Source organism: Vibrio rotiferianus CAIM 577 = LMG 21460 (assembly GCF_002741985.1).
Lineage (GTDB): Bacteria > Pseudomonadota > Gammaproteobacteria > Enterobacterales > Vibrionaceae > Vibrio > Vibrio rotiferianus.
The window spans coordinates 156,167-176,150 of the sequence record NZ_APHW01000111.1 but is presented as its reverse complement, the minus strand read 5'-3'; the positions used below and the strand labels follow the sequence as shown (position 1 = coordinate 176,150).

The following is a 19,984-nucleotide window of genomic DNA, read 5'->3' as shown; positions in this document are numbered from 1 at the left end:
CTATGGACCTGAATTACCTTCCTGAGCGTATCAAAGCGCACAAATCGGCACTGGTAAATATCGTAACGCCACCTGTCTGTACCGAGCGTGCAGAGGCATACACTCGTGCTTATCAAGCGAACGAAGACAAACCTGTGATTGTCCAACGTGCGCTAGCACTGCAAGAGCACTTACGTACTCGTACGATTTGGATTAAGCACGATGAATTGATAGTCGGTAACCAGGCGAGCAAAGTGCGCGCTGCGCCTATTTTCCCAGAATACACAGTACGTTGGATTGAAGCGGAAATTGACGAGCTAGCTGACCGCCCAGGTGCAGGCTTTGCTGTTACTGAAGAAGATAAGCGAGGCATCCACAGCATCACACCGTACTGGCGCGGTAAAACCGTTCAAGACCGTTGTTATGGTTTGTTTACTGATGAGCAGCAAGAAATCTTAGCCAGCACCATCATTAAAGCCGAAGGCAACATGACTTCGGGTGACGCGCACCTAGCGGTGGATAACGAGAAAATCTTGAAGCTAGGCATGAACGGTTTGTTAGAGGGTGTTCGTCAACACCGTGCGAACAATGATGTTTCGACCTTTGAAGGCTTGAAGAAAGAGCAGTTCTACAAGTCGGTCGAAATCGTGCTGCTTGCAATTCAAGACCACATGGTGAGCTACGCTGAATTAGCAGCAAAAATGGCGCTAGAAGAGACACGCCCACTTCGCAAAGCTGAGTTAGAAAGCATTGCGGCAAACTGTCGTCATGTCGCGAGTGATGCGCCGGAAAACTTCTGGCAAGCACTGCAATTGAGCTACTTCGTTCAATTGATGCTACAAATCGAATCGAATGGTCACTCGGTTTCTTTCGGTCGTATGGACCAATTCCTCAACGAATTTTATGTTCGTGATATCGAAAACGGCACAATTGAGAAAGACTTCGCATTAGAGTTGCTACAAAGCTGCTGGTTGAAGCTGCTTGAAGTAAACAAGATTCGCTCTGGTGCGCACTCGAAAGCATCCGCAGGTTCTCCGCTGTACCAAAACGTATGTATCGGCGGTCAGAAGTTGAATGAAAAGGGTGAGCCTGAAGACGCAGTGAATTCACTTTCTTGGGCGATTCTGGAATCTTGTGGTCAGTTACGTTCGACGCAACCTAACTTGAGTGTGCGTTACCATGAAGGTTTAAATCAAGAATTCCTGATGGGCTGTGTTGAAGTGATTAAATGTGGTTTCGGTATGCCTGCGTTCAACAACGATGAGATTGTCATTCCTGAATTCATCAAGCTTGGTGTAGAGAAAGAAGACGCGTACAACTACGCATCTATCGGCTGTATCGAGACGGCGGTTCCGGGCAAATGGGGTTACCGTTGTACGGGCATGAGCTTCATTAACTTCGCCCGTATTCTGCTCGCTTCATTGAACGAAGGTGTGGATGCAACAACGGGTAAAGCTTTCTTGCCGCACGATAAGTCATTAGCAAAAGGCAACTTTGAGAACTTTGAGCAAGTGACGGCTTCTTGGGCAGAACAAATCCGCTACTACACCCGTAAATCGATTGAGATTGATACGGTCGTCGACAGCGTGCTTGAACAACAGGCGCAAGATATCTTCTGTTCAACGCTGGTGGATGACTGTTTGGCGCGCGGTAAAACCGTGAAAGAAGGTGGTGCGAAATACGACTGGGTATCTGGTTTGCAAGTCGGTATCGCAAACTTGGGTAACAGCCTAGCAGCAATCAAACATCTTGTTTTCGATGATGCGCAAATCACCCAGCCCCTTATCTCACAACAACAGTTGGCAAAAGCATTGGCAGAAGATTTCGACGGCATGGAGAACGAGCAGCTTCGCCAACGTCTTATCAACTTTGCACCAAAATACGGTAACGATGATGACGCGGTAGACCAACTACTGGCAGACGCTTACCAAGTGTACATTGATGAGCTAGAGCAGTTTATAAATACGCGTCATGGGCGTGGTCCAATTGGCGGCGGTTACTACGCAGGTACATCAAGTATCTCGGCAAACGTCCCATTCGGTGCTTCAACCATGGCAACGCCAGACGGTCGTAAAGCGAAAACGCCGTTAGCTGAAGGTGCAAGCCCATCTTCTGGCTCTGACCGTTTAGGTCCAACAGCGGTATACAACTCGGTTGGTAAGATTCAAGCGAATAAGATCCTTGGTGGCGTGCTGCTTAACCAGAAGTTAAGCCCGGCAGCGGTTGAGTCTGAAGGGGATAAGCTCAAGCTTTCTATGTTGATTCGTACCTTCTTCAACCACCACAAAGGTTGGCACGTGCAGTACAACATCGTCTCTCGCGAGACCTTGCTAGCAGCGAAGAAGAACCCAGAGCAATATCGTGATCTTGTTGTGCGAGTCGCAGGCTACTCAGCCTTCTTCACCGCGCTATCACCAGATGCGCAAGACGACATCATCGCACGTACCGAACACGAGCTGTAAGCGCACTAGATAAGTAAACAAAAGGCACCGATGGGTGCCTTTTTAATGGATGATGGAAACTAAGTGTAGTTAATATGAAACTTGATGTGTATTTTGAGGTGGGTCACATTTTATGACTTATTAATCGAGTTCTCTCTCACATATAAACCCTATGCCCTACGATTAATTATGCAAGTTAATGAGTATCTGAGGATGTATTTTTATGAGGAATGAATATGAGAGAAATGGAATATGACTATCCTTCTAGCTATAACTTAATTTCTATCACCGACCCGTCAAGTTACATCAAGTATGCGAGCGATAACTTCAATGAAGTCGCGGGCTTTGATGATGGCGAGTTAATTGGTCAGCCTCATAATGTTGTTCGGCATCCCGATATGCCAAAACAGGCTTTTAAAGATTTATGGTCGCACCTGAAAAGTGGTAAACACTGGATGGGGATGGTTAAAAACAAGAGAAAGAATGGTGGGTATTATTGGGTGGATGCGTTTGCTTCCCCAATAAAGAGCAACGGAAAAACAGTAGAATATCAATCTGTTAGGTTTAAACCAGAACGGGCATATGTAAAAAGAGCAGAGAAGGCGTACTCAAAGCTAAATGCAGGTTCTAAACCAATTCAAATGTATTTTCCAAGAACGCGCCTTTGGATGAGAGCCGCATTTTTTATTTTAGTATCTAGTGCTTTGGGTATGACGCTCGAAACGTTAGGTCAGCCCTCTTGGGTTGCTTTCATGGCGGTTTCTTTGTTGTCAATATTAGCGATTTATGTTTTGACACGACCATTAGAAAAGCTAGCAAAACAATCAAGAAAGGATTTCGATAATCCTCTAATGGAGTACATTTATTGCAATAAAATTAATGATCTAGCAGAGATTGAGCTAGCAATGAAAATGAGAAAGCAATACGCAAATGCTTTGCTCGGAAGAATTAGTATTTCAGTCAAGGATTCATGTGACTCGACTCAGCAAAACGCAGATAAAGCTGCAGTAAACAGCGAAAGCGTTACTGAAAATCTCAGCGCACAGAAAGTCCAAATTGATTCCGTATCGGTCGCTGTGAATGAAATGCAAGCATCTTCATCTGAAATATCGGTGAATGCTCAAGCGACGGCGGATGCGACGTTAAAAGCCCAGCACACAATGACAGAAAGCCGCACTGTGATTGATGGAGTTAACCTTTCAGTTCTTGATCTCGTGGATGAGCTAGGACAAATATCTGAGGTGGTCACGCGTTTAAACAACCAAACAGAACAAGTGGGTTCAGTTGTGGAAGTAATCAGTGGTATTGCTGAACAAACCAACCTATTAGCATTGAATGCCGCTATAGAAGCAGCCAGAGCGGGTGAGCAAGGTCGAGGTTTTGCTGTTGTTGCTGATGAAGTAAGAACATTGGCTAAACGGACTCAAGAGTCGACGACGTCAATAAAGACAGTAATAGAGAATATTCAGCAAGGTAGTCAATCCGCAGTACTCGCGCTCAAGAAAGGGAACGAGAAATCAACGGGTACAGTATCTTTGTTAAATTCGTCTTTAGATTGTATTCAACAGCTTGAAGACCTTGTGCAGGATGTGGTTGAACGCAATCAACAAATAGCAGTTGCAATTGAAGAGCAAGTATATGTAACTGATGAAATTAATGAAAATATTCAAACCATAAACCTTAAGTACAATGAGTCTTATGAGTTAATGACAGAAACAAACAAAATGAATGAAACAGTAAGAAAAAGTACAGAGGACTTGGCAGAAATGATTCAAAAGTTCGCTTAACTATAGTAGCAAAGGCTAAAAGTAGTGAGGGTATCAATTATCTGGAGTTTGTTGGTTTTATCAACAGACGCAATGATAAAAATGTAGGATTGACTCAGACAAAAAGGCACCGATTGGTGCCTTTTTAGGTTTTGGAGTGCGTCTACTTACCCATATGTTCGTGGCGCATTTAAACGCGCGAATGGCATCACCCCTTTGCAGTGGAAGAAAGCTAATCAATTATCGAGCTAGGTGCTTAGTAAATCTATTTGAGCTTTATCGTATTTAGTTGCATAAGTGATTGATTAGTTGGGTTGTTTCAATAGGGTAGGAGAAAGTTCAAAACAAGGGTAGAAGAACGGATGTTTTTACTCATAGCAATACTTGCAGGGTTAGCGGCGTTCGCGTGGTTTTACCGAGAAGGGCAGGTTATCGGTTTAAACCGAATTCTCGGTATGCTTTATTTCATTGCGTACACTGTGGTGTATTTGTACGTCCCACCATTCCTTGACGCTGGTCATCAATATATAGGTAAAACCTACGAGCTTGTCCCAATCGTTTGTTTTTACTTTATTTTGCAACCGGATCCTGAAGAGGCATCGGTAGAGCAAAAGGCCATGACATTCTTCGCATGGTGTGGATTGCTATTCATCACCTGCTTCTTGTTGTATTTCAAAATGAATGTTTGGTAAAAAGTTATATTCAAGGATGAAAAATGAGTGTCAGTCACTACGTAAAAGAGCTACGCAGCAAAGTTGGTAATCAAGTATTAATGATTCCGGGCGTTGCCGCTGTGATCCTTAATGAAAGTAATAAACTGCTTTTGCAAAAGAAATCTGATGGCAGTTGGAGTTTGCCTGCCGGCATGATTGAGCCAGCCGAATCACCTTCGCAAGCCGTGGTTCGAGAAGTCAGAGAAGAAACCGGACTCAAGATTAAAGTTGAACGTGTGCTAGGTGTTTTCGGTGGAGAGGGGTTTGGTTTTACTTATCCAAACGGCGACCAAGTTGAATACACAGTTGTCTTGTTAAAGTGTCTGCAAACGGAACAATTAGATGACGAGACTATCGAGCTGGCTTGGTTCTCTAAAACAGATATGCCGACACTTGCTTTGCTTTATCCCCTTGAGTGCTTATTTGCAGAAAACATCGAGCCATTGGTTTCGTAACGAATGCTCACTCAAACTAACACAAGGAAGACAATACAAATAGTCAGAGCCAACCTCAGTCATTTAGAGGCGTTTAAGCAGTATGTTGAAAAGTGTGCTCATGCGGGAATGGAAATGTACGTCGCCGCCCAAAGCGACAGTGAAGCGCTGTTGAAAAAACGAATTGGATACGCCAAAGGCGAAGGCTTACCGGAAGGTTGGACGCCGTCTTCGACATACTTCTGTATAGAGGAAGGGGCGATACTTGGGTCGATTCGGGTTCGTGACGGTAACAACGACTACCTTGATAATGTGATTGGACACATTGGTTACGAAACCGAGCCAGATGCTCAAGGTAAAGGCATCGCCACATTCATGTTGAATTGGGTGAAAACCGAAATCATTAAGGACTCTGCTATCGTCACTTGTGATGTGAACAATCGTGCATCAAGACGCGTGATCGAAAAGGCGGGCGGCGAGTTCCTCAATACATTCTATTCAGAACAAGACCAATACGAAGTGCGTCGCTATCGAGTCATAGCTGGGTGATACCTCGTTGTCCCTACTCAACGACTTAAGGATTAAGGAATGATCGAAAGGAAACGCGGTATTTACCAAGGAAGAAATAAATCGTCAGCTTATAAAGACCTAGTTTGGACTGTCGCGACATCTTCTGACACTACTCTTGGCATTGTTGAACAAACTAAACTAACGCTGCGAACTATTGAAGACAATTTGCTTGAATTGGGCTCTGATAAAACGCGCATCGTGAGTGCGCAAGTCTATATCGCGAATATGAAAGATAAGCCCCTTATGGATGCGGTTTGGTGTGAGTGGATGGGAGATAACTCAGACCATTGGCCACAACGAGCGTGTTTGGGCGTTGATTTAGAAGGGGATGTCTTGATTGAAGTGACGGTTACGGCTGTTCGGACAAGGTGTGATTAAAAAGCACTTAGCCTATTAATCCCTGCCTACTCTATTAGAACAATCAGAGCATGCATTGTCGCTTTACCATTAAACCTATAAGCTGTTTGGCACCTTGCCAAAATCGCAATGTTAGGAAGCACATCATGGATCTCGATATCTACCAAGTGGACTCTTTCACCACCGAACCCTTCAAAGGAAACCCTGCCGGAGTTTGCCTCTCAAAAGAACCGTTACCAGAGGCATTGATGTTCTCTATCGCTGAAGAAATGGCGGTATCAGAAACCGCTTTTCTCTGTTTGAAAGACATGCGACTGCGTTGGTTCACACCTAAAGTCGAAGTGGCGCTATGTGGTCATGGCACATTAGCCACAGCGCAAATCTTAAAAGAACAAGGATTAGCGAAGGTTGGCGATACCATTGCCTTTCAAACTCTTTCTGGTGAGCTTCACGCAAAAGTGAACGAATCGACGATTGAGCTCGACTTTCCTTCGACTCGTCTTGAAATGGATGTTGAACAAGACGCTGCGTTGCTAGCGGCACTTGGATTGAAAGCGGAACAAGTGGTTTCTTACGCTCAGTTTGACAGCAAAGGCTTTATTGAAGTCGACAGTGAACAAACCGTGCTGGATCTCGAGCCTAACTTTGACGCATTAAAGAACATTCAAGGGCGCGGCGTGGTGGTAACTGCTCAATCGAAATCTCCTGACATCGACTTCATCTCGCGTTACTTCGCCCCTTGGGTGGGCGTGAATGAAGATCCTGTAACAGGCTCATCCCATTGCGCACTGACTCAGTTTTGGTCGCAAAAACTTGGTCAAAACCAACTCCGCGCTTATCAAGCATCAGCCCGCAGTGGACATTTACAAACCGAACTGCTTGAAAACGGGCGCATTAAACTGATTGGCTCTGCAAAGACGGTAATCAGCGGAAAACTAAAGGTATAACGCGATGAAACAATCCATTATCCATATTGCTTTGGTCGTAAAAGATTACGATGAAGCGATAGACTTTTATGTGAATAAGCTGAAATTTGAGCTGGTGGAAGATACGTACCAACCAGAACAAGATAAGCGCTGGGTTGTGGTTTCTCCTCCTGGTTCTAATGGTGTGACATTATTGCTAGCCAAAGCGTCTAAGCCAGAACAGTATGACTTTATCGGTAATCAAGCCGGTGGACGTGTGTTCCTATTTTTAAACACCGATGACTTCTGGCGTGACTACAACCGAATGGTAGATCATGGCATTAAGTTTGTTCGCCCGCCAGCGGAGCAAGACTACGGCACTGTCGCTGTATTTGAAGATCTCTATGGCAACCTGTGGGACCTACTAGAGATGAGTCCAAGCCACCCAATGGCTTCGCGTTCATAGATTCATACTAATTGATATTAACAGCGTCTTTCGGGGCGCTTTTTTTGATAAAAATCCTTCGCAACATTAGCGTGATCTATATCACCTATTGAGCGAATCAGATAGAATGGCGTCCACTTTCAATATGCCCTTGTCTCACCGTATCTCGAAAGTGAATTAACAACTTGTTATTAAAAAGAAATTTCCTTCGAGGACGCCGCTATCATTAGTACAAACAATATCACCATGCAATTTGGTGCCGAGCCACTGTTCGAAAATATCTCTGCTAAATTTGGCAACGGCAACCGTTATGGTCTGATTGGCGCAAACGGCTGTGGTAAGTCGACATTTATGAAAATCCTGAGCGGAGCACTCGCGCCAAGCTCGGGCAACGTTTCTATTACTCCGGGGCTGAAACTGGGCGTATTGAGCCAAGATCAGTTTGCGTTCGAGCAATACAGCGTAATTGACGCTGTGATCATGGGCGACCGCAAGCTTTGGGAAGTGAAGCAGGAACGTGACCGCATCTACTCATTGCCTGAAATGAGTGAAGAAGATGGTATGAAAGTCGCTGAGCTTGAAAGTGAGTTCGCTGAAATGGACGGCTACACAGCAGAAAGCCGTGCTGGCGATATTTTGCTTCAAGCGGGTATTGAAGAAGAACTGCATTTTGGTTTGATGCAACAAGTTGCTCCGGGCTGGAAACTGCGCGTGCTTTTGGCGCAAGCTCTGTTTGCAAACCCAGATATTTTGCTGCTTGATGAACCAACCAACAACTTGGACATTCACACCATCAACTGGTTGGCAGAAGAGTTGAACCAACGTAAGTGTACTATGATCATCATCTCGCACGACCGTCACTTCTTAAACTCTGTGTGTACTCACATGGCAGACATCGATTACGGCGAACTGCGCATTTACCCTGGTAACTATGAATATTTCCTTGAAGCATCTGGTCTTCGTCGTGAGCAGTTATTGGCTTCTAACGCGAAGAAAACCGCTGAGATCAACGAACTTCAAGAATTCGTAAACCGTTTTGGTGCGAATGCATCGAAAGCGAAACAAGCCAGCTCTCGCGCTAAGAAGATGGAAAAAATCCAACTCGACGAAGTGAAAGCAAGTAGCCGTGTTAGCCCATCGATTGATTTCGGTGAGGGCAAAAAACTGCATCGTTTAGCGTTGGAACTGCAAGACCTTGGCCACTCGTTTGGTGATGAGCTGTTGTTTGAAAAAGGCAACTTGTTACTTGAAGCAGGTACTCGCCTTGCGATCATCGGTGAAAACGGTGTGGGTAAAACGACTTTGCTGCGTTGTCTAGTGAACGAACTAGAGCAAACTCAGGGCGTAGTAAAATGGTCTGAAAACGCTTCGATTGGTTACTGCCCACAGGACAGCAGTGCGGATTTTGATAATGATCTGACCATCTTTGAGTGGATCTCACAATGGCGTACCGTGAAGCACAATGACCTAATGGTGCGAGGCATTCTAGGTCGCTTGCTTTTTACTGCTGACGATGCCAACAAAAAGGCGAAAAACTGCTCGGGTGGTGAGAAGAACCGCCTGCTGTTTGGTAAGCTAATGATGCAAGACATCAACGTGCTGATCATGGATGAGCCAACCAACCACATGGATATGGAAGCGATTGAAGCGTTAAATAGCGCATTAAAAGACTACACTGGTACTTTGATCTTCGTTAGTCATGACCGTGAGTTCGTATCGTCTTTGGCGACGTCGATCATTGATGTGAAAGACAAACAGCTAGTGAGTTTCCAAGGTACGTTTGAAGAGTACATTGCACATCAGCAAAAAGTGTTGAGCGCCGCGTAACCAACGTAGCTAAGCCATATAAGTGTGAACAAGCCAATAAGATATATCTGTTAAACAGAGACTTTGATGGCTTGTTCACTATGATGAATTAATCTAAACCTAATAGAGGTAAGGTGGTGAGTACCATGCTCGCTACCCATAATTAAGGAGCCGTTCATGAGCCATGAATTTATGACCGACGAAGAACGTATTGAACTGCAGAAGAACAACCCTCTGCACGGTCTTAAATTAGAAGACATGTTGCAGCAGCTTGTTGACCATTACGGTTGGGAAATTCTCGACACAGCAATGCGTATGAACTGTTTCAACACCAAGCCAAGCATTGCGAGCAGTGTTAAATACCTGAAGAAAACAGAATGGGCTCGTGAGCGTGTAGAAAACTTCTACCTATACCGCTACAAGCGTATGCCAAAGGCGTCTGAATACGAGTACAACCTGCCACCACGTGCACGTACTTTCCGTCATGGATTGGAACCGCGTGAGCCAATGGAACTGACGGTTGAATCGATTCTGGCTTCACAAGCGAAGGCTGCGTCTGCACACAAAGAGCGTTCGTCTAAACAGCGTGCAGATCGCGCTCGTTTTAACAACCGCCGTCGATAAACTTTTAGTTCTCTTGTTCCTGTAGGCTGGTGCTTAGGTACAAGGATGATCTTGATGAAAAGCCAAACTACCCAGTTTGGCTTTTTTGCTGCCTGTTCTTTGGCTAAATCTTTTGTTCAAGACCCTAGCTTAATAATCGAAGAGTACATCTGCTGTGGATCTGACTGACGCTTAAATCGCGTTTGGAAGCTCTCCACCACATAATCAATAAATGCCCTCAGCTTTTGAGACTGCTCTTTGTGATAAAGGTAAACGATATACAGCGCGTGCTTTTCCATCTGCCATTCAGGGGTAATCTCAACCAATTCACCGGATGCTAACTGAGGCTCAACAAAGAAGTCTGGCAATAGCGCAACCCCATGCCCTGCGCATGCCGCTTGGGTGAGCGCCAAACCGCTGTTGACGATGTAAACACTCGCAGGCAGATCAACTTCCAGTACCTCACTGCCATTTTGAAATGTCCAGCGGCGAGACGTTGAAGAGAGGCTATAGCTAAGTAAACGATGGTGTATAACGTCACTTGGTGATTGAAACGGCTGCGATTCTTCAAGGTATTGAGGGGAAGCGCAAAGTACACGACGAATATCCAATAGTTTGCGCGAGCGTAGGCTAGAGTTACCCAATTCGCCTCCTCCACGAATGGCAATATCGACCCCTTGCTCAATCAAATCAATATGTTCATCACTCATCACCACTTCGATGGACAGTTCTGGATGCAGCTTCATAAACTCGCAGATGATGGGATTCAGCTCAATCAACCCTAATGACATCGGCATGCTGATTTTTAGCGTGCCCTTTAATGTGTGGGAAGACTCAATCACCGAGCGGTCTGCGTTGTTGAGTGCATCGAGAACCTGACACACTTGCTGATAATAGAGCTGACCATTATCGGTAATGTGCAAGTTACGCGTCGTGCGGTTAATCAAAGGGCTTTTCAAATAGCTCTCTAATTCATTGATGTTCTTACTTATTGCTGCTTTAGAGAGGTTTAAATCTTCTGCTGCCGCGACGAAGCTACCTAGCTCCACCACTCGACGAAATACGGTTAATGCTCTGATCTTATCCACGCATTAGTTTCCTCATGTTTTTATTGTTCACTAATGGTGAACTATATAGCCACTATTATAGTGTTTATTCACTAGTGGGAGTTAATTAATATCACCTCATTCACTGAGTGCCCGACATAAGTAGGGGCAAACGTAATTAGGATTCCACTATGAAAAAGATCGTCGCATTTACTGGTAGCAACAACAGCCAATCAATCCATAGCCTATTGGTTCAAGCGTTGGCAAACCAAGCTCAACAAACAGAAGTAAAGACCATTGACCTAAACGGCTTTGAACTACCAATGTACGGTTTGGACGTTGAAGGTCAGGGCATTCCAGAAAACGTACACAAACTGCGTGCAACGTTAAATGAATACGATGCGATCATCATTGCATCACCAGAGCACAATGGCTCAATGCCAGCATTCCTGAAAAATGCGATCGACTGGTTATCACGCGTTGCGCCTCAAGGTACGTCTTTCTTTGGCGACACTAAGAAACCAGTTCTGTTAGTGAGCACATCTCCGGGTGCAAACGGCGGCGCGACTAACATCAAAACTATGGCTGAGTTGATGCCTTGGTGGGGTGGTGATGTAAAAGGCACATACAGCCTAGGCGGCTTCTACGACAAGTTCCAAGAGGGTGAGTTTGATACAGCGACCGCAGCGGAATTGAGTGAGTTAATGACCTCTTTCGAGAAGTCTCTGTAAGTTATCTGTACTCGCATAAGTAGCGATTCATAAGGGTAGCCAATCAAGAAAGGTAGGTAAGGTATGGCGGTATTAGAACAAGGCGTTTGGTATCCAAATAAAGACACAAAAATGAAGTGTGGGCCGAGAATAGGTTTGGTTCGCCAAGTACCATTGATTAGTAATGAGCACAATGTCATCCGAAACGTATCGAGATACGGCTGATGACATTTAAATTTAATCGTAATATTTAGCAGTTAGCTTTCCGATCTATTACTTGGGCTGTACGCTAGGATAAAAATCCAAACAACGCTCAGTAAGCCACTGCATGACAGGACCTGCTTCCTTTGCTTTGCCCGTCACACGGTCAATTTGTAAAAGCCAATCTTTCTCTTCCCCTTGTAGTTTAAGGGGAACGATATCTGAGTGCTTTTGAAACAGGTGGTCAGGTATCAAGCTCCAGTTATTATTCAGTTTAATCAACTCTACTAACGTTTCTAAGTCATTCACTTTGGTCAGTGAATTCGATAAGTTCGCGTTGTAGTGAGCAGGGTAGTCTTTTAATACGATTTGTCGATACGTTTTAAGCGCTTCAAAAGAAACTGATTCCTCAGCCAATAACGGATGTGATTGATGCACCGCGATAGAAAACGGCACGTAACCAATCGAACCTAAAATCACGTTCTTAGGCTGTATGCTGCCCCACAGCATAAAACCGATATCCACTTCATTACTCGCGACGGCATCAGCAATGTCATTGTTTTTCAAGACATTGAGATTGAGCTCGGTGTGCGGAAATTGCTGATAAAACTCATCAATGACGCCAAAAAATTGCGGTGTTAACAAAAGCGCATTGATCCCTATCGAGATCCTATCTTCTACTCCTACATTGAACGTTTGCAGCATATTTTGTACGTGTTGTGCATGCTCTAACAAGGAGATGGCTTGAGCATGCAGTCGCTCGCCTTGTGCCGTTAAGGTAGGCAATCGAGAAGTACGATCAAAGATGGTCAGCCCTGTGTCGATTTCCAAATTTGAAATCGTAGTACTGACCGCAGACTGTGCTTTCCCAAGCTTTCTTGCCGCCGCAGAAAACGAACCACACTCCACGCACATGACTAACGTTTCAAGTTGTTGAAGATTGAACATAACGATGTATCTAATTTTCAGATGGTAGCTAACTATATCTTATAAAAAGTTTAGATGATAATCGCTCCATTAATCGTTAAGTACAAGTAGAGAATAAGATGAGTAACCACCAATCTGCGGAATTATCGGATACACAAAAGGAACTTGAAGCATTGCGTGAACGCTTGCGTCAAAACACTCAAACCATGCAAAGTTCGGCTAAGAAATCAGACGCTAACGAAATGATGTCTGGCGTGATTAAGACCGTGGCGACGTTCGAAAAAGACTAATAGACCTTTTTCCAGAAGGTATAAGTATAAAGGCACCAACGGACTGTCGGTACCTAAGTAGATGATGAACTAAGTTCTATTGTTTGTTTAGCTCAGCCGCGGTATCCACAAAGATGCCTTGGATGTCTTTCGCTTCACGCTCTGTTTGACCACCGTGTTTTAGGAACGCGTCGATGATTGCTGCGGTTTTTTGCTCTTTTGCGCGCTCTAAGAAGTAACGCAATTCTAGCTCTGCACCTGCGTCTTCATCTTTGATAGAGGTTGCGATGATCTCTTTGTACATTACAATGTCACGCACTTCTAGTTGGCTAATCACGCCCAATGTTGCCGCTAAGAACCCATCTAACTCTGCTTTAGGAACAAACTGAGTAATGATGTTTAACTGCTCTGCTTGTTGTGCCGTAAAGTCGTTACCAAGTAGCAGTGCTTGAAGTGCTTTGTTTTTGCCCATGCGACGAGCGAACTGCACCGCACCTTGACCACCCGTTGGGATGTTGACGTGAATCTCTGGCTGAGCAAATGCTGCGTTTTCAGTGCCGTAAGCCAAGTCACACGCCATCACAAACTCATTACCGCCGCCACGAGCCACACCATCAACCACAGCAACCGATACTTGTTTCATCGCTTTGATGTTGGCAATCATGTGGTTGAATTCAATTGATGCTGCCTGACCGCCTTGTGTGCCGTTGATAACGTTCAAATCTAAATGCGCCAAGAAGAAAGACTCATGAAGAGATTTGAATACCACTACTTTCGTATCGCGGTCATCTTTAAGTGATAGGACAAATTCGTTGATTTCATTAATCAAATCGATAGTCAGTACGTTCACTGGTGGGTTGTTGATTTCAACAGTAGCGATGCCATTTTGTTGTGTGATTGATAAAGTTTTCATAGCTGTTTCCTCAGCGTTAGTAAGATCAGCGGACCTCAGTAACGCGAATTTATTGGCTTGGTATTGAGGAGGTTTGTCTCTCTCCCGTTGTGTGCAGCTACTATAGATTTGTTATAAGATGAGAAAAATAAGCTAAATGGCATATAATTGGTGCTATAAAAGCAACAATGGTTTTTTAGGTAAGACGTTATGGATTTCTCTAGTCGTTTATTGCTGTTACTTGAAGTGGTCGAGCTTGGCTCGTTTACCAAGGTATCAGAACAGAAGAATGTGGATCGTTCGGTGATCTCAAAACAGATCAGCCGTTTGGAAGATGAGTTGGGTGTTCGATTGCTCAACCGAACTACGCGCTCTTTATCATTGACGGCGGCCGGGAATGAAATGGTCAACCAAGCCAAATCCCTTCGCACACTTCTCAGTGATACTCACCGTTTGGCGCAGAATTATCACGAAGAGCCTCGTGGTGTCTTGCGCATTACCAGTTCAACCATGTTCGGACGTCAATATGTTCAAGATGCGATTTCGGTGTTTCAACAACAATACCCAGATGTGGAGTTTGAACTACGTTTAGAAGATCGCATGGTGGATATGGTGCAAGAGGGTTTTGATATTGGTTTCCGAATTGGACGACCTAAAAATTCAAGCTTGATTACCCGTAAGATTGCGCGGAGTCGCCTGTTGATTGTTGCTGCCCCTGCGTTTTTAGAAAAGCATGGTGACGTAAACAGTTTGGAGAAATTGGAATCACTACCCGCCACTATCTACGCCGCTCCAGGCTTGTTATTCGATAAATTTGGCTATCAAGATGAGCAAGGTAAACAACAGCACTTTCAGCTTAATGTCGCTTATAAAGTGAATGATGTGGAAATGTTGGCAAGAAGCGCAGCAGGAGGAAATACGCTTGCTGTGGTGACCGCACAAATGGTTCAAGACGAAATCAAACAAGGCAAGTTGGTGCCGATCATGACGCACTTGAATATTGATGATTTCGGCACCTTCTATGCAGTCTATCCACACCGTGATGCGCCGATCAAAACCAAGCTATTCATCGACACACTCAAATCCATTGTGGGAGAAGAGACGCCCATTTGGGAGAAGAACATCCCAAACTTCGACAAGATGTACGGGCGAGGGAAGTAGAGAGCATTAGTAGTACTTATTCTCGGTAAACTCAATCCACTCATCAAACACTTGTTCCAGCGGTTTATCGGTCACTTTAGAGATGTCACCATTGGTTTGAATAAGGGTGATTAACCCATCCGAACCATAACTTTGCTGGATAAACTCACCAATGCTATAACCGATACGGTACACGGCTCCTTGGCTATCCCAACCGTTACCTTCTTTAAGAATTTTTGCGTATTGCCTAAATTCCTCTTTTGTTGATGGTTTACGCCAGCCATATTCTTTTTCGGCTTCATAGCAAGCGATCGCTTCCCAGAGCCATCTTGGATTGTTGATAATATTAGGGTTTATTGCAGTCGTTACTAGATGTACATATTCATGGTATGCGGTGTCCATTGTACTTTGGGAACCTGTATCGCGGAGTAATATTTCATTCTCGCTTATATAGCCCGTAGACCAAGGGTAACTCTGACCTAAAAGATGTTTTTGATAGGCTAAATATTGGTTTCGGTCTTTCCAGATCCTTACCGTAATCACTGGCATTTCTTTTACTTTAAAATCAGTAATTAGCTGAGGAGTTTTACTCGTAAGTCGATGATTAATATGTTCGACAATGGAATCATCTACGCCAGAATAAAGCACATACTTAAACTGGCCTTTATCAATGAAAGACTCTTTTGTTGCAGCGTTAGAGAAAAATGAAAACAGAGCCAAAAGAACGACAATACATCTCATAATCACCCTTCCTTAAGAATTTATAAAACCCTATTGGTAGATGACGTGAGGCATATTTACCAGCAAGAAATCTTAATATGCGACGCTCTTCTAGTTAACACACAAACAGTATGGATTAGTATGTGGAATACTAGCCAAGTATCCGTTCGACCTGCTCAATAACATAATCCACTTCTAGCGCTTTACCCAACATCAACTGATGGTTCAGCAGCCCTAGTATTAGGGTATAAAGCGATTCTTTGTGCTTCGCTGAAACGTAGTTTTCTAGCATCGTTATGTACTTTTGATTCGCAAGCAACATGCATGGATCGGTGGCAATGTTTTCTTGTCCAATCACATCAATGTAATCAGAGACAAGCTTCATTTCTTGGAAGAAACGCGGAGCCATTTGTTGGAAGATCAATACGAAGTTTTCGACTTGTTGCTCTGTACTCGCTTCACTTGAGTTTGGTCTGTCTGCTAGCACTTCTGCGTCAAAGTTGACGATGGCCTCTGTTGCGGCTTTGAACAGTTCATCCTTACTTTTGTAATAGTGATAAACCGCACTTTTGCTCATTCCTAACTGTTCGCACAGCTGTCTCATACCAATATTTTTGTAACCGAACTCAAGGAACACTTCGGTTGCTTTTAAGGCAATTTCTCTACGTCTGCTTTCATGATCGACGATCTTCGGCATGGTTTTCTTCTCAGTTTTTGTTACCGCAATGCCTCGCAGTATAACACAAGATCTTTTATTTAGACCAACTGGACAAAAAAGATCTTTACCTGGTGCTCAAAGCGTACTAATTTAAAAAGACCAGATGGTCGAAATAAGGTTTTAGTATGAAAATTGATTGGAGTGTTCCTCAAGCAAGAGCGGGTTTCTGGGGTGGAGTTGACAAGCTGATTGGTCCGGGCGCAACGAAAGCAGAAAAGAATTTGCAGCTGTATGTTCCTTTTGCTGCTGGCTTTGTCATGGTGGTTTATGCGTACTTTGCACAACTGGGTTGGTCTGTGACTCAATATGTCATCGCGGGTTTGCTCACAGTGGATATTATCGGCGGCATTATTACCAATGCGACGTCTACGGCAAAGCGCTGGTTTCATCGTGAAGGGCAAGGCTTTAAGCAGCACATGAGCTTTATTCTGACTCATTTCGTGCAGCTTTCTCTCTACAGCTGGGCGTTCTTGAACTTCGATATCATGTGGATTGTTGTGATCGGTGGTTACATGGTCTTGGCATGTAGCCTAGTCATGAAAACACCGTTGTATTTACAACGCCCTGTGGCGCTAACCCTGTATTCTCTGAGTGTGATTATTTCGATTTACTGGGCACAAGCACTACAAGGTTTGGAATGGTTTTTACCACTGTTCTACCTAAAGTTATTGGTGAGCCACGTATTGCGTGAAGAGCCATACCGACCAGAGCAAGAATAGGACGTCATGTTATGAAAACGCACCCTCGAATTTTAATTGCGGGCTCAACGGGGTACTTAGGCTCGAATATTGTTGAATCCCTGATGGAGCAGCAAGCCGAATTTAAAGCGTTGGCAAGAAACAAAACCAAGCTCCTTGCGATGGGCCTACAAGAGTCGCAGGCAGTAGAAGCCCAGGTGACTCACCCCGATGAGCTAAAAGGCGTTTGCGAGGGTGTGGACGTTGTTATCTCATGCTTGGGCATTACTCGCCAGCAAGATGGATTAGGTTATTTGGATGTCGACTACCAAGCAAACTTGAACTTGCTTGAAGAAGCAGAGCGAGCCGGTGTTGGTAAATTCATTTACATCTCTGCGTTCAATGCTCAGAAATATCCTCAAGTTCGTCTGCTAGAGGCGAAAGAGCGCTTTGCGAGTCGACTTCTGCAATCAACTAAATTAACCCCTTGTGTGATTCGCCCGAATGGCTTTTTCTCTGATATTACCGAGGTGTACAGCATGGCGAAATCGGGTCGAGTGTTTACTTTTGGCGATGGTGGAAACTTGCTTAATCCCATTCACGGAAAAGACTTGGCGAGGTTTTGTGTAGAAGCGATTGAACGAAATGACACAGAACTAGATGTCGGTGGTCCAGATGTGTTGTCAGTCAATGATATTGCTTGGCTCGCGTTCAAATCTCAACACAAAGTGGAGAAAAATACGCACCTACCGGACTTCCTGCGCACCGCCGGGCTGTCGTTAGTACGTCACTTGCCGGAGAAATGGGGCGGTCCTGCTGAGTTCTTCCTGACCATGTTAGGCGGTGACAATATCGCGCCGACTTATGGTCATCATCGACTGGAAGACTACTTTCGTAAGCTCTCTGAAGATGACAACATCTGAGTCAGTTCATCGATTTAAACGGGACTCCACCCAAGTACTCAACCATGACTTTGGTCAGAAAGGGGGAGGTCATGTGCTTCATTGTCGATAAAGTAAACAATGTCTGAATCGTTAGCAGGGAGCACTTCATGAACCAACGCCAATTACAGCAGCAAGCATTTGACTTAAGTGATCAAAACTTAATTGTCGGCAATGTGGATCAATGTCCATTGCCACCAGAAATCTTGGCGTTAACGACAGCGGACTCAGAGTATGTTGTCGAAACGTTTGAAAGTGGTTTGACGGCGCAGGTATTTCATATTCGTGTCGGCGGACGAGACTATACGCTCAAGAAAAAACGCCCACAGGCGAAAGTGCAAAACCCTGATGGTCAGTACTCCTTTCTGAATGAAGTTCAACGCCGTCTTGATTTTCAAACTCAAAAAGACAATCCGAATTTAACTAAGGATTTTAAACATATTGTTGAGACTGTTTATGCTGATTATCGTTTAGGGATCATTGTTTCAGATTGGATTGAGGGTTCGTCAATTCAAGCCCTAACTGAGGACTTATTAGGGCAGCTATTCTCGACTCTATTTGTCTGTGAGCGAAGTGGGTTGTTTGAATGGGATTTGTGTTCAGGGAACTTGCTGGTGGATAAACAAGGTCAGCTAAAGTTGTTCGATTTTGGTTATATGTATCGGTTTGACCCGTTAAGAGAGTTCAACAGCAATGGTATGCATGACCCTCTGTTTGATGCTTGTGAGCGATTCGAAACGCGCTTTCTCTCTGGTTGGTTATTGGAGCAAGATTATTCCCGAAAAGAGGCAATGCAGCTATTCAAAAACGTGAAACAACAAGGCTTTAAGATGCTTGAATACAAGCGGGACTGGTTAGTTCAAAACGATGCCGTGCCAGAAATCGTAGAGCGAGTGCAAACGTCGATGGAAAAGATACAAACATCGCTAAAGTCTGATGCTGAGTTGGAACATCTTTTCACGCTTGAGATGTTTCGTTCGCATGTGCTCGATATTGAAGATGATTTGGATGGTAAAAGTTGCACGCCAACCACAATTAAACGTGTGCAGTTTGTTTTAGATATGCTGCAGCAACATTATGGTTTGTTGGTTAAAGGAGGTGCGTTGTTTTATCAAAATACCGCTAAGAGTAAAGCCGAACTGATTCAAATCTACCAAGAGAAACACGAATTGGTGCTGCAGTACCAACTTTAGTTTTCGGCGTCGAGAAAACAAAAAAGCACACGAGAGGTGTGCTTTTCCATGCCATTGCGTAGGCAGGTGCTAAGTGGCATTACTTCGCTTGTTGCATCTCAACTAAACCACCTGCGTTATGAAGGTTGGTAAACCCTTGCGATTGTAGGTACTGATACGCTTGCCCTGAGCGATTCCCACTGCGGCAGTAAAGCACGATTTGCGTATCTTTATCGACATTAGCAAAATGTTTACCTAACTCTGAGAGCGGGAAGTTAACTGCGTTGTCTAAGTGACCATCGGCAAACTCTTGTGGCGTACGCACATCGACAATCATTGCGCCTTGCTCAATCCATTGCCAACCCTGCTCTGCACGTTCAGAAGCCAATACCGATGGCGCGCTGAAAGCTAAGCTCAAACAAGTGAATACAATCGGAAGTAGTTTTTTCATTGAGTTCCTTTCCTCAAGGTCAATTGCCCTAAACAGTTTTGACGAGGATTATACGTGTGATTATCAAACTTCGATGTGGCATTGGTCGAAATGTCGTAACT

22 protein-coding genes are annotated in these 19,984 nt (G+C 44.4%); 16 read left to right on the top strand and 6 right to left on the bottom strand.

Annotated features, from left to right (window positions below; genetic code table 11):
• Nucleotides 1–2 precede the first annotated feature (2 nt).
• The 10 genes from B853_RS25500 (at nt 3) to B853_RS25455 (ending at nt 10,040) form a co-directional block, all read left to right on the top strand.
• Nucleotides 3–2,441: a formate C-acetyltransferase/glycerol dehydratase family glycyl radical enzyme gene (locus tag B853_RS25500; RefSeq protein ID WP_038885519.1), complete on the top strand. Its 2,439-nt coding sequence runs from the start codon at nt 3–5 to the stop codon at nt 2,439–2,441.
• A gap of 215 nt (nt 2,442–2,656) precedes the next feature.
• Nucleotides 2,657–4,207, top strand: coding sequence for a methyl-accepting chemotaxis protein (locus tag B853_RS25495; RefSeq protein ID WP_038885520.1), 1,551 nt, complete (start codon nt 2,657–2,659; stop codon nt 4,205–4,207).
• A 341-nt stretch (nt 4,208–4,548) separates the two neighbouring features.
• Nucleotides 4,549–4,878, top strand: coding sequence for a hypothetical protein (locus B853_RS25490; RefSeq protein ID WP_038885522.1), 330 nt, complete (start codon nt 4,549–4,551; stop codon nt 4,876–4,878).
• Between the two features lie 23 nt (nt 4,879–4,901).
• Nucleotides 4,902–5,354: an NUDIX domain-containing protein gene (locus B853_RS25485; RefSeq protein WP_038885524.1), complete on the top strand. Its 453-nt coding sequence runs from the start codon at nt 4,902–4,904 to the stop codon at nt 5,352–5,354.
• Nucleotides 5,355–5,387: 33 nt separating this feature from the next.
• Nucleotides 5,388–5,882, top strand: a complete 495-nt coding sequence (locus B853_RS25480; RefSeq protein ID WP_038885586.1) for a GNAT family N-acetyltransferase — start codon at nt 5,388–5,390, stop codon at nt 5,880–5,882.
• A 39-nt stretch (nt 5,883–5,921) separates the two neighbouring features.
• A complete protein-coding gene (locus tag B853_RS25475; protein WP_038885525.1) occupies nt 5,922–6,281 on the top strand; it encodes a RidA family protein in 360 nt (119 codons plus the stop codon).
• 125 nt (nt 6,282–6,406) lie between these two features.
• On the top strand, nt 6,407–7,207 hold the full coding sequence (locus tag B853_RS25470) for a PhzF family phenazine biosynthesis protein (protein WP_038885526.1): 801 nt from the start codon (nt 6,407–6,409) through the stop codon (nt 7,205–7,207).
• A gap of 4 nt (nt 7,208–7,211) precedes the next feature.
• The gene (locus B853_RS25465; protein WP_038885527.1) at nt 7,212–7,631 is read left to right on the top strand and encodes a VOC family protein; all 420 of its coding nucleotides are present in this window, start codon (nt 7,212–7,214) and stop codon (nt 7,629–7,631) included.
• Nucleotides 7,632–7,832: 201 nt separating this feature from the next.
• Nucleotides 7,833–9,437: an ABC-F family ATPase gene (locus tag B853_RS25460; RefSeq protein ID WP_081641207.1), complete on the top strand. Its 1,605-nt coding sequence runs from the start codon at nt 7,833–7,835 to the stop codon at nt 9,435–9,437.
• A gap of 171 nt (nt 9,438–9,608) precedes the next feature.
• Entirely contained in the window at nt 9,609–10,040 is a 432-nt protein-coding gene (locus tag B853_RS25455) for a VF530 family protein (protein WP_038885589.1), read from the top strand.
• 116 nt (nt 10,041–10,156) lie between these two features.
• Here the strand turns inward: B853_RS25455 and B853_RS25450 are convergent, their stop codons facing one another.
• On the bottom strand, nt 10,157–11,107 hold the full coding sequence (locus B853_RS25450; RefSeq protein WP_038885529.1) for a LysR family transcriptional regulator: 951 nt from the start codon (nt 11,105–11,107) through the stop codon (nt 10,157–10,159).
• A 149-nt stretch (nt 11,108–11,256) separates the two neighbouring features.
• Between B853_RS25450 and B853_RS25445 the strand changes: the two genes are divergently transcribed.
• Nucleotides 11,257–11,796, top strand: coding sequence for an NADPH-dependent FMN reductase (locus B853_RS25445; RefSeq protein WP_038885531.1), 540 nt, complete (start codon nt 11,257–11,259; stop codon nt 11,794–11,796).
• Nucleotides 11,797–12,048: 252 nt separating this feature from the next.
• On the opposite strand, the gene B853_RS25440 is transcribed toward B853_RS25445, so the two are convergent.
• Nucleotides 12,049–12,924, bottom strand: a complete 876-nt coding sequence (locus tag B853_RS25440) for a LysR family transcriptional regulator (protein ID WP_038885533.1) — start codon at nt 12,922–12,924, stop codon at nt 12,049–12,051.
• 98 nt (nt 12,925–13,022) lie between these two features.
• On the opposite strand from B853_RS25440, the gene B853_RS26145 reads away from it, so the two are divergent.
• A complete protein-coding gene (locus B853_RS26145; RefSeq protein ID WP_164492041.1) occupies nt 13,023–13,193 on the top strand; it encodes a hypothetical protein in 171 nt (56 codons plus the stop codon).
• A 76-nt stretch (nt 13,194–13,269) separates the two neighbouring features.
• On the opposite strand, the gene B853_RS25435 is transcribed toward B853_RS26145, so the two are convergent.
• On the bottom strand, nt 13,270–14,085 hold the full coding sequence (locus B853_RS25435) for an enoyl-CoA hydratase/isomerase family protein (protein WP_009700909.1): 816 nt from the start codon (nt 14,083–14,085) through the stop codon (nt 13,270–13,272).
• Between the two features lie 189 nt (nt 14,086–14,274).
• Here B853_RS25435 and B853_RS25430 point away from each other — a divergent pair, with 189 nt between their 5' ends.
• Nucleotides 14,275–15,225, top strand: coding sequence for a LysR family transcriptional regulator (locus tag B853_RS25430; RefSeq protein ID WP_038885535.1), 951 nt, complete (start codon nt 14,275–14,277; stop codon nt 15,223–15,225).
• A 6-nt stretch (nt 15,226–15,231) separates the two neighbouring features.
• Here the strand turns inward: B853_RS25430 and B853_RS25425 are convergent, their stop codons facing one another.
• Nucleotides 15,232–15,945 carry a hypothetical protein gene (locus tag B853_RS25425; RefSeq protein ID WP_050568978.1) on the bottom strand — a complete coding sequence of 238 codons (714 nt, stop codon included), beginning with the start codon at nt 15,943–15,945 and terminating at the stop codon, nt 15,232–15,234.
• Nucleotides 15,946–16,075: 130 nt separating this feature from the next.
• Nucleotides 16,076–16,621, bottom strand: a complete 546-nt coding sequence (locus tag B853_RS25420) for a TetR/AcrR family transcriptional regulator (protein ID WP_038885537.1) — start codon at nt 16,619–16,621, stop codon at nt 16,076–16,078.
• A 146-nt stretch (nt 16,622–16,767) separates the two neighbouring features.
• Between B853_RS25420 and B853_RS25415 the strand changes: the two genes are divergently transcribed.
• The 3 genes from B853_RS25415 to B853_RS25405 all read left to right on the top strand — a co-directional run bounded on the left by B853_RS25415 (nt 16,768) and on the right by B853_RS25405 (nt 19,453).
• Nucleotides 16,768–17,361 carry a membrane protein gene (locus B853_RS25415; RefSeq protein ID WP_038885538.1) on the top strand — a complete coding sequence of 198 codons (594 nt, stop codon included), beginning with the start codon at nt 16,768–16,770 and terminating at the stop codon, nt 17,359–17,361.
• Between the two features lie 11 nt (nt 17,362–17,372).
• Entirely contained in the window at nt 17,373–18,242 is an 870-nt protein-coding gene (locus B853_RS25410) for an SDR family oxidoreductase (protein ID WP_038885539.1), read from the top strand.
• 128 nt (nt 18,243–18,370) lie between these two features.
• Nucleotides 18,371–19,453 (top strand): protein kinase family protein, encoded by a 1,083-nt coding sequence (locus B853_RS25405; protein ID WP_038885540.1) that lies wholly within the window; start codon nt 18,371–18,373, stop codon nt 19,451–19,453.
• Nucleotides 19,454–19,532: 79 nt separating this feature from the next.
• Here B853_RS25405 and B853_RS25400 read toward each other — a convergent pair whose 3' ends face one another.
• Nucleotides 19,533–19,883 (bottom strand): rhodanese-like domain-containing protein, encoded by a 351-nt coding sequence (locus B853_RS25400; RefSeq protein ID WP_038885543.1) that lies wholly within the window; start codon nt 19,881–19,883, stop codon nt 19,533–19,535.
• Nucleotides 19,884–19,984: the final 101 nt, after the last annotated feature.

Excerpts from the sequence above, each read along its gene's own strand:
- B853_RS25495 (WP_038885520.1), top strand. The coding sequence starts at position 2,657 with ATGAGAGAAATGGAATATGACTATCCTTCTAGCTATAACTTAATTTCT.
- B853_RS26145 (WP_164492041.1), top strand. The coding sequence starts at position 13,023 with ATGAGTAACCACCAATCTGCGGAATTATCGGATACACAAAAGGAACTT.
- B853_RS25430 (WP_038885535.1), top strand. The coding sequence starts at position 14,275 with ATGGATTTCTCTAGTCGTTTATTGCTGTTACTTGAAGTGGTCGAGCTT.
- B853_RS25470 (WP_038885526.1), top strand. The coding sequence starts at position 6,407 with ATGGATCTCGATATCTACCAAGTGGACTCTTTCACCACCGAACCCTTC.
- B853_RS25420 (WP_038885537.1), bottom strand. The coding sequence starts at position 16,621 with ATGCCGAAGATCGTCGATCATGAAAGCAGACGTAGAGAAATTGCCTTA.
- B853_RS25410 (WP_038885539.1), top strand. The coding sequence starts at position 17,373 with ATGAAAACGCACCCTCGAATTTTAATTGCGGGCTCAACGGGGTACTTA.
- B853_RS25475 (WP_038885525.1), top strand. The coding sequence starts at position 5,922 with ATGATCGAAAGGAAACGCGGTATTTACCAAGGAAGAAATAAATCGTCA.
- B853_RS25405 (WP_038885540.1), top strand. The coding sequence starts at position 18,371 with ATGAACCAACGCCAATTACAGCAGCAAGCATTTGACTTAAGTGATCAA.
- B853_RS25425 (WP_050568978.1), bottom strand. The coding sequence starts at position 15,945 with ATGAGATGTATTGTCGTTCTTTTGGCTCTGTTTTCATTTTTCTCTAAC.
- B853_RS25485 (WP_038885524.1), top strand. The coding sequence starts at position 4,902 with ATGAGTGTCAGTCACTACGTAAAAGAGCTACGCAGCAAAGTTGGTAAT.
- B853_RS25415 (WP_038885538.1), top strand. The coding sequence starts at position 16,768 with ATGAAAATTGATTGGAGTGTTCCTCAAGCAAGAGCGGGTTTCTGGGGT.
- B853_RS25465 (WP_038885527.1), top strand. The coding sequence starts at position 7,212 with ATGAAACAATCCATTATCCATATTGCTTTGGTCGTAAAAGATTACGAT.
- B853_RS25455 (WP_038885589.1), top strand. The coding sequence starts at position 9,609 with ATGACCGACGAAGAACGTATTGAACTGCAGAAGAACAACCCTCTGCAC.
- B853_RS25490 (WP_038885522.1), top strand. The coding sequence starts at position 4,549 with ATGTTTTTACTCATAGCAATACTTGCAGGGTTAGCGGCGTTCGCGTGG.
- B853_RS25440 (WP_038885533.1), bottom strand. The coding sequence starts at position 12,924 with ATGTTCAATCTTCAACAACTTGAAACGTTAGTCATGTGCGTGGAGTGT.
- B853_RS25435 (WP_009700909.1), bottom strand. The coding sequence starts at position 14,085 with ATGAAAACTTTATCAATCACACAACAAAATGGCATCGCTACTGTTGAA.
- B853_RS25445 (WP_038885531.1), top strand. The coding sequence starts at position 11,257 with ATGAAAAAGATCGTCGCATTTACTGGTAGCAACAACAGCCAATCAATC.
- B853_RS25500 (WP_038885519.1), top strand. The coding sequence starts at position 3 with ATGGACCTGAATTACCTTCCTGAGCGTATCAAAGCGCACAAATCGGCA.
- B853_RS25400 (WP_038885543.1), bottom strand. The coding sequence starts at position 19,883 with ATGAAAAAACTACTTCCGATTGTATTCACTTGTTTGAGCTTAGCTTTC.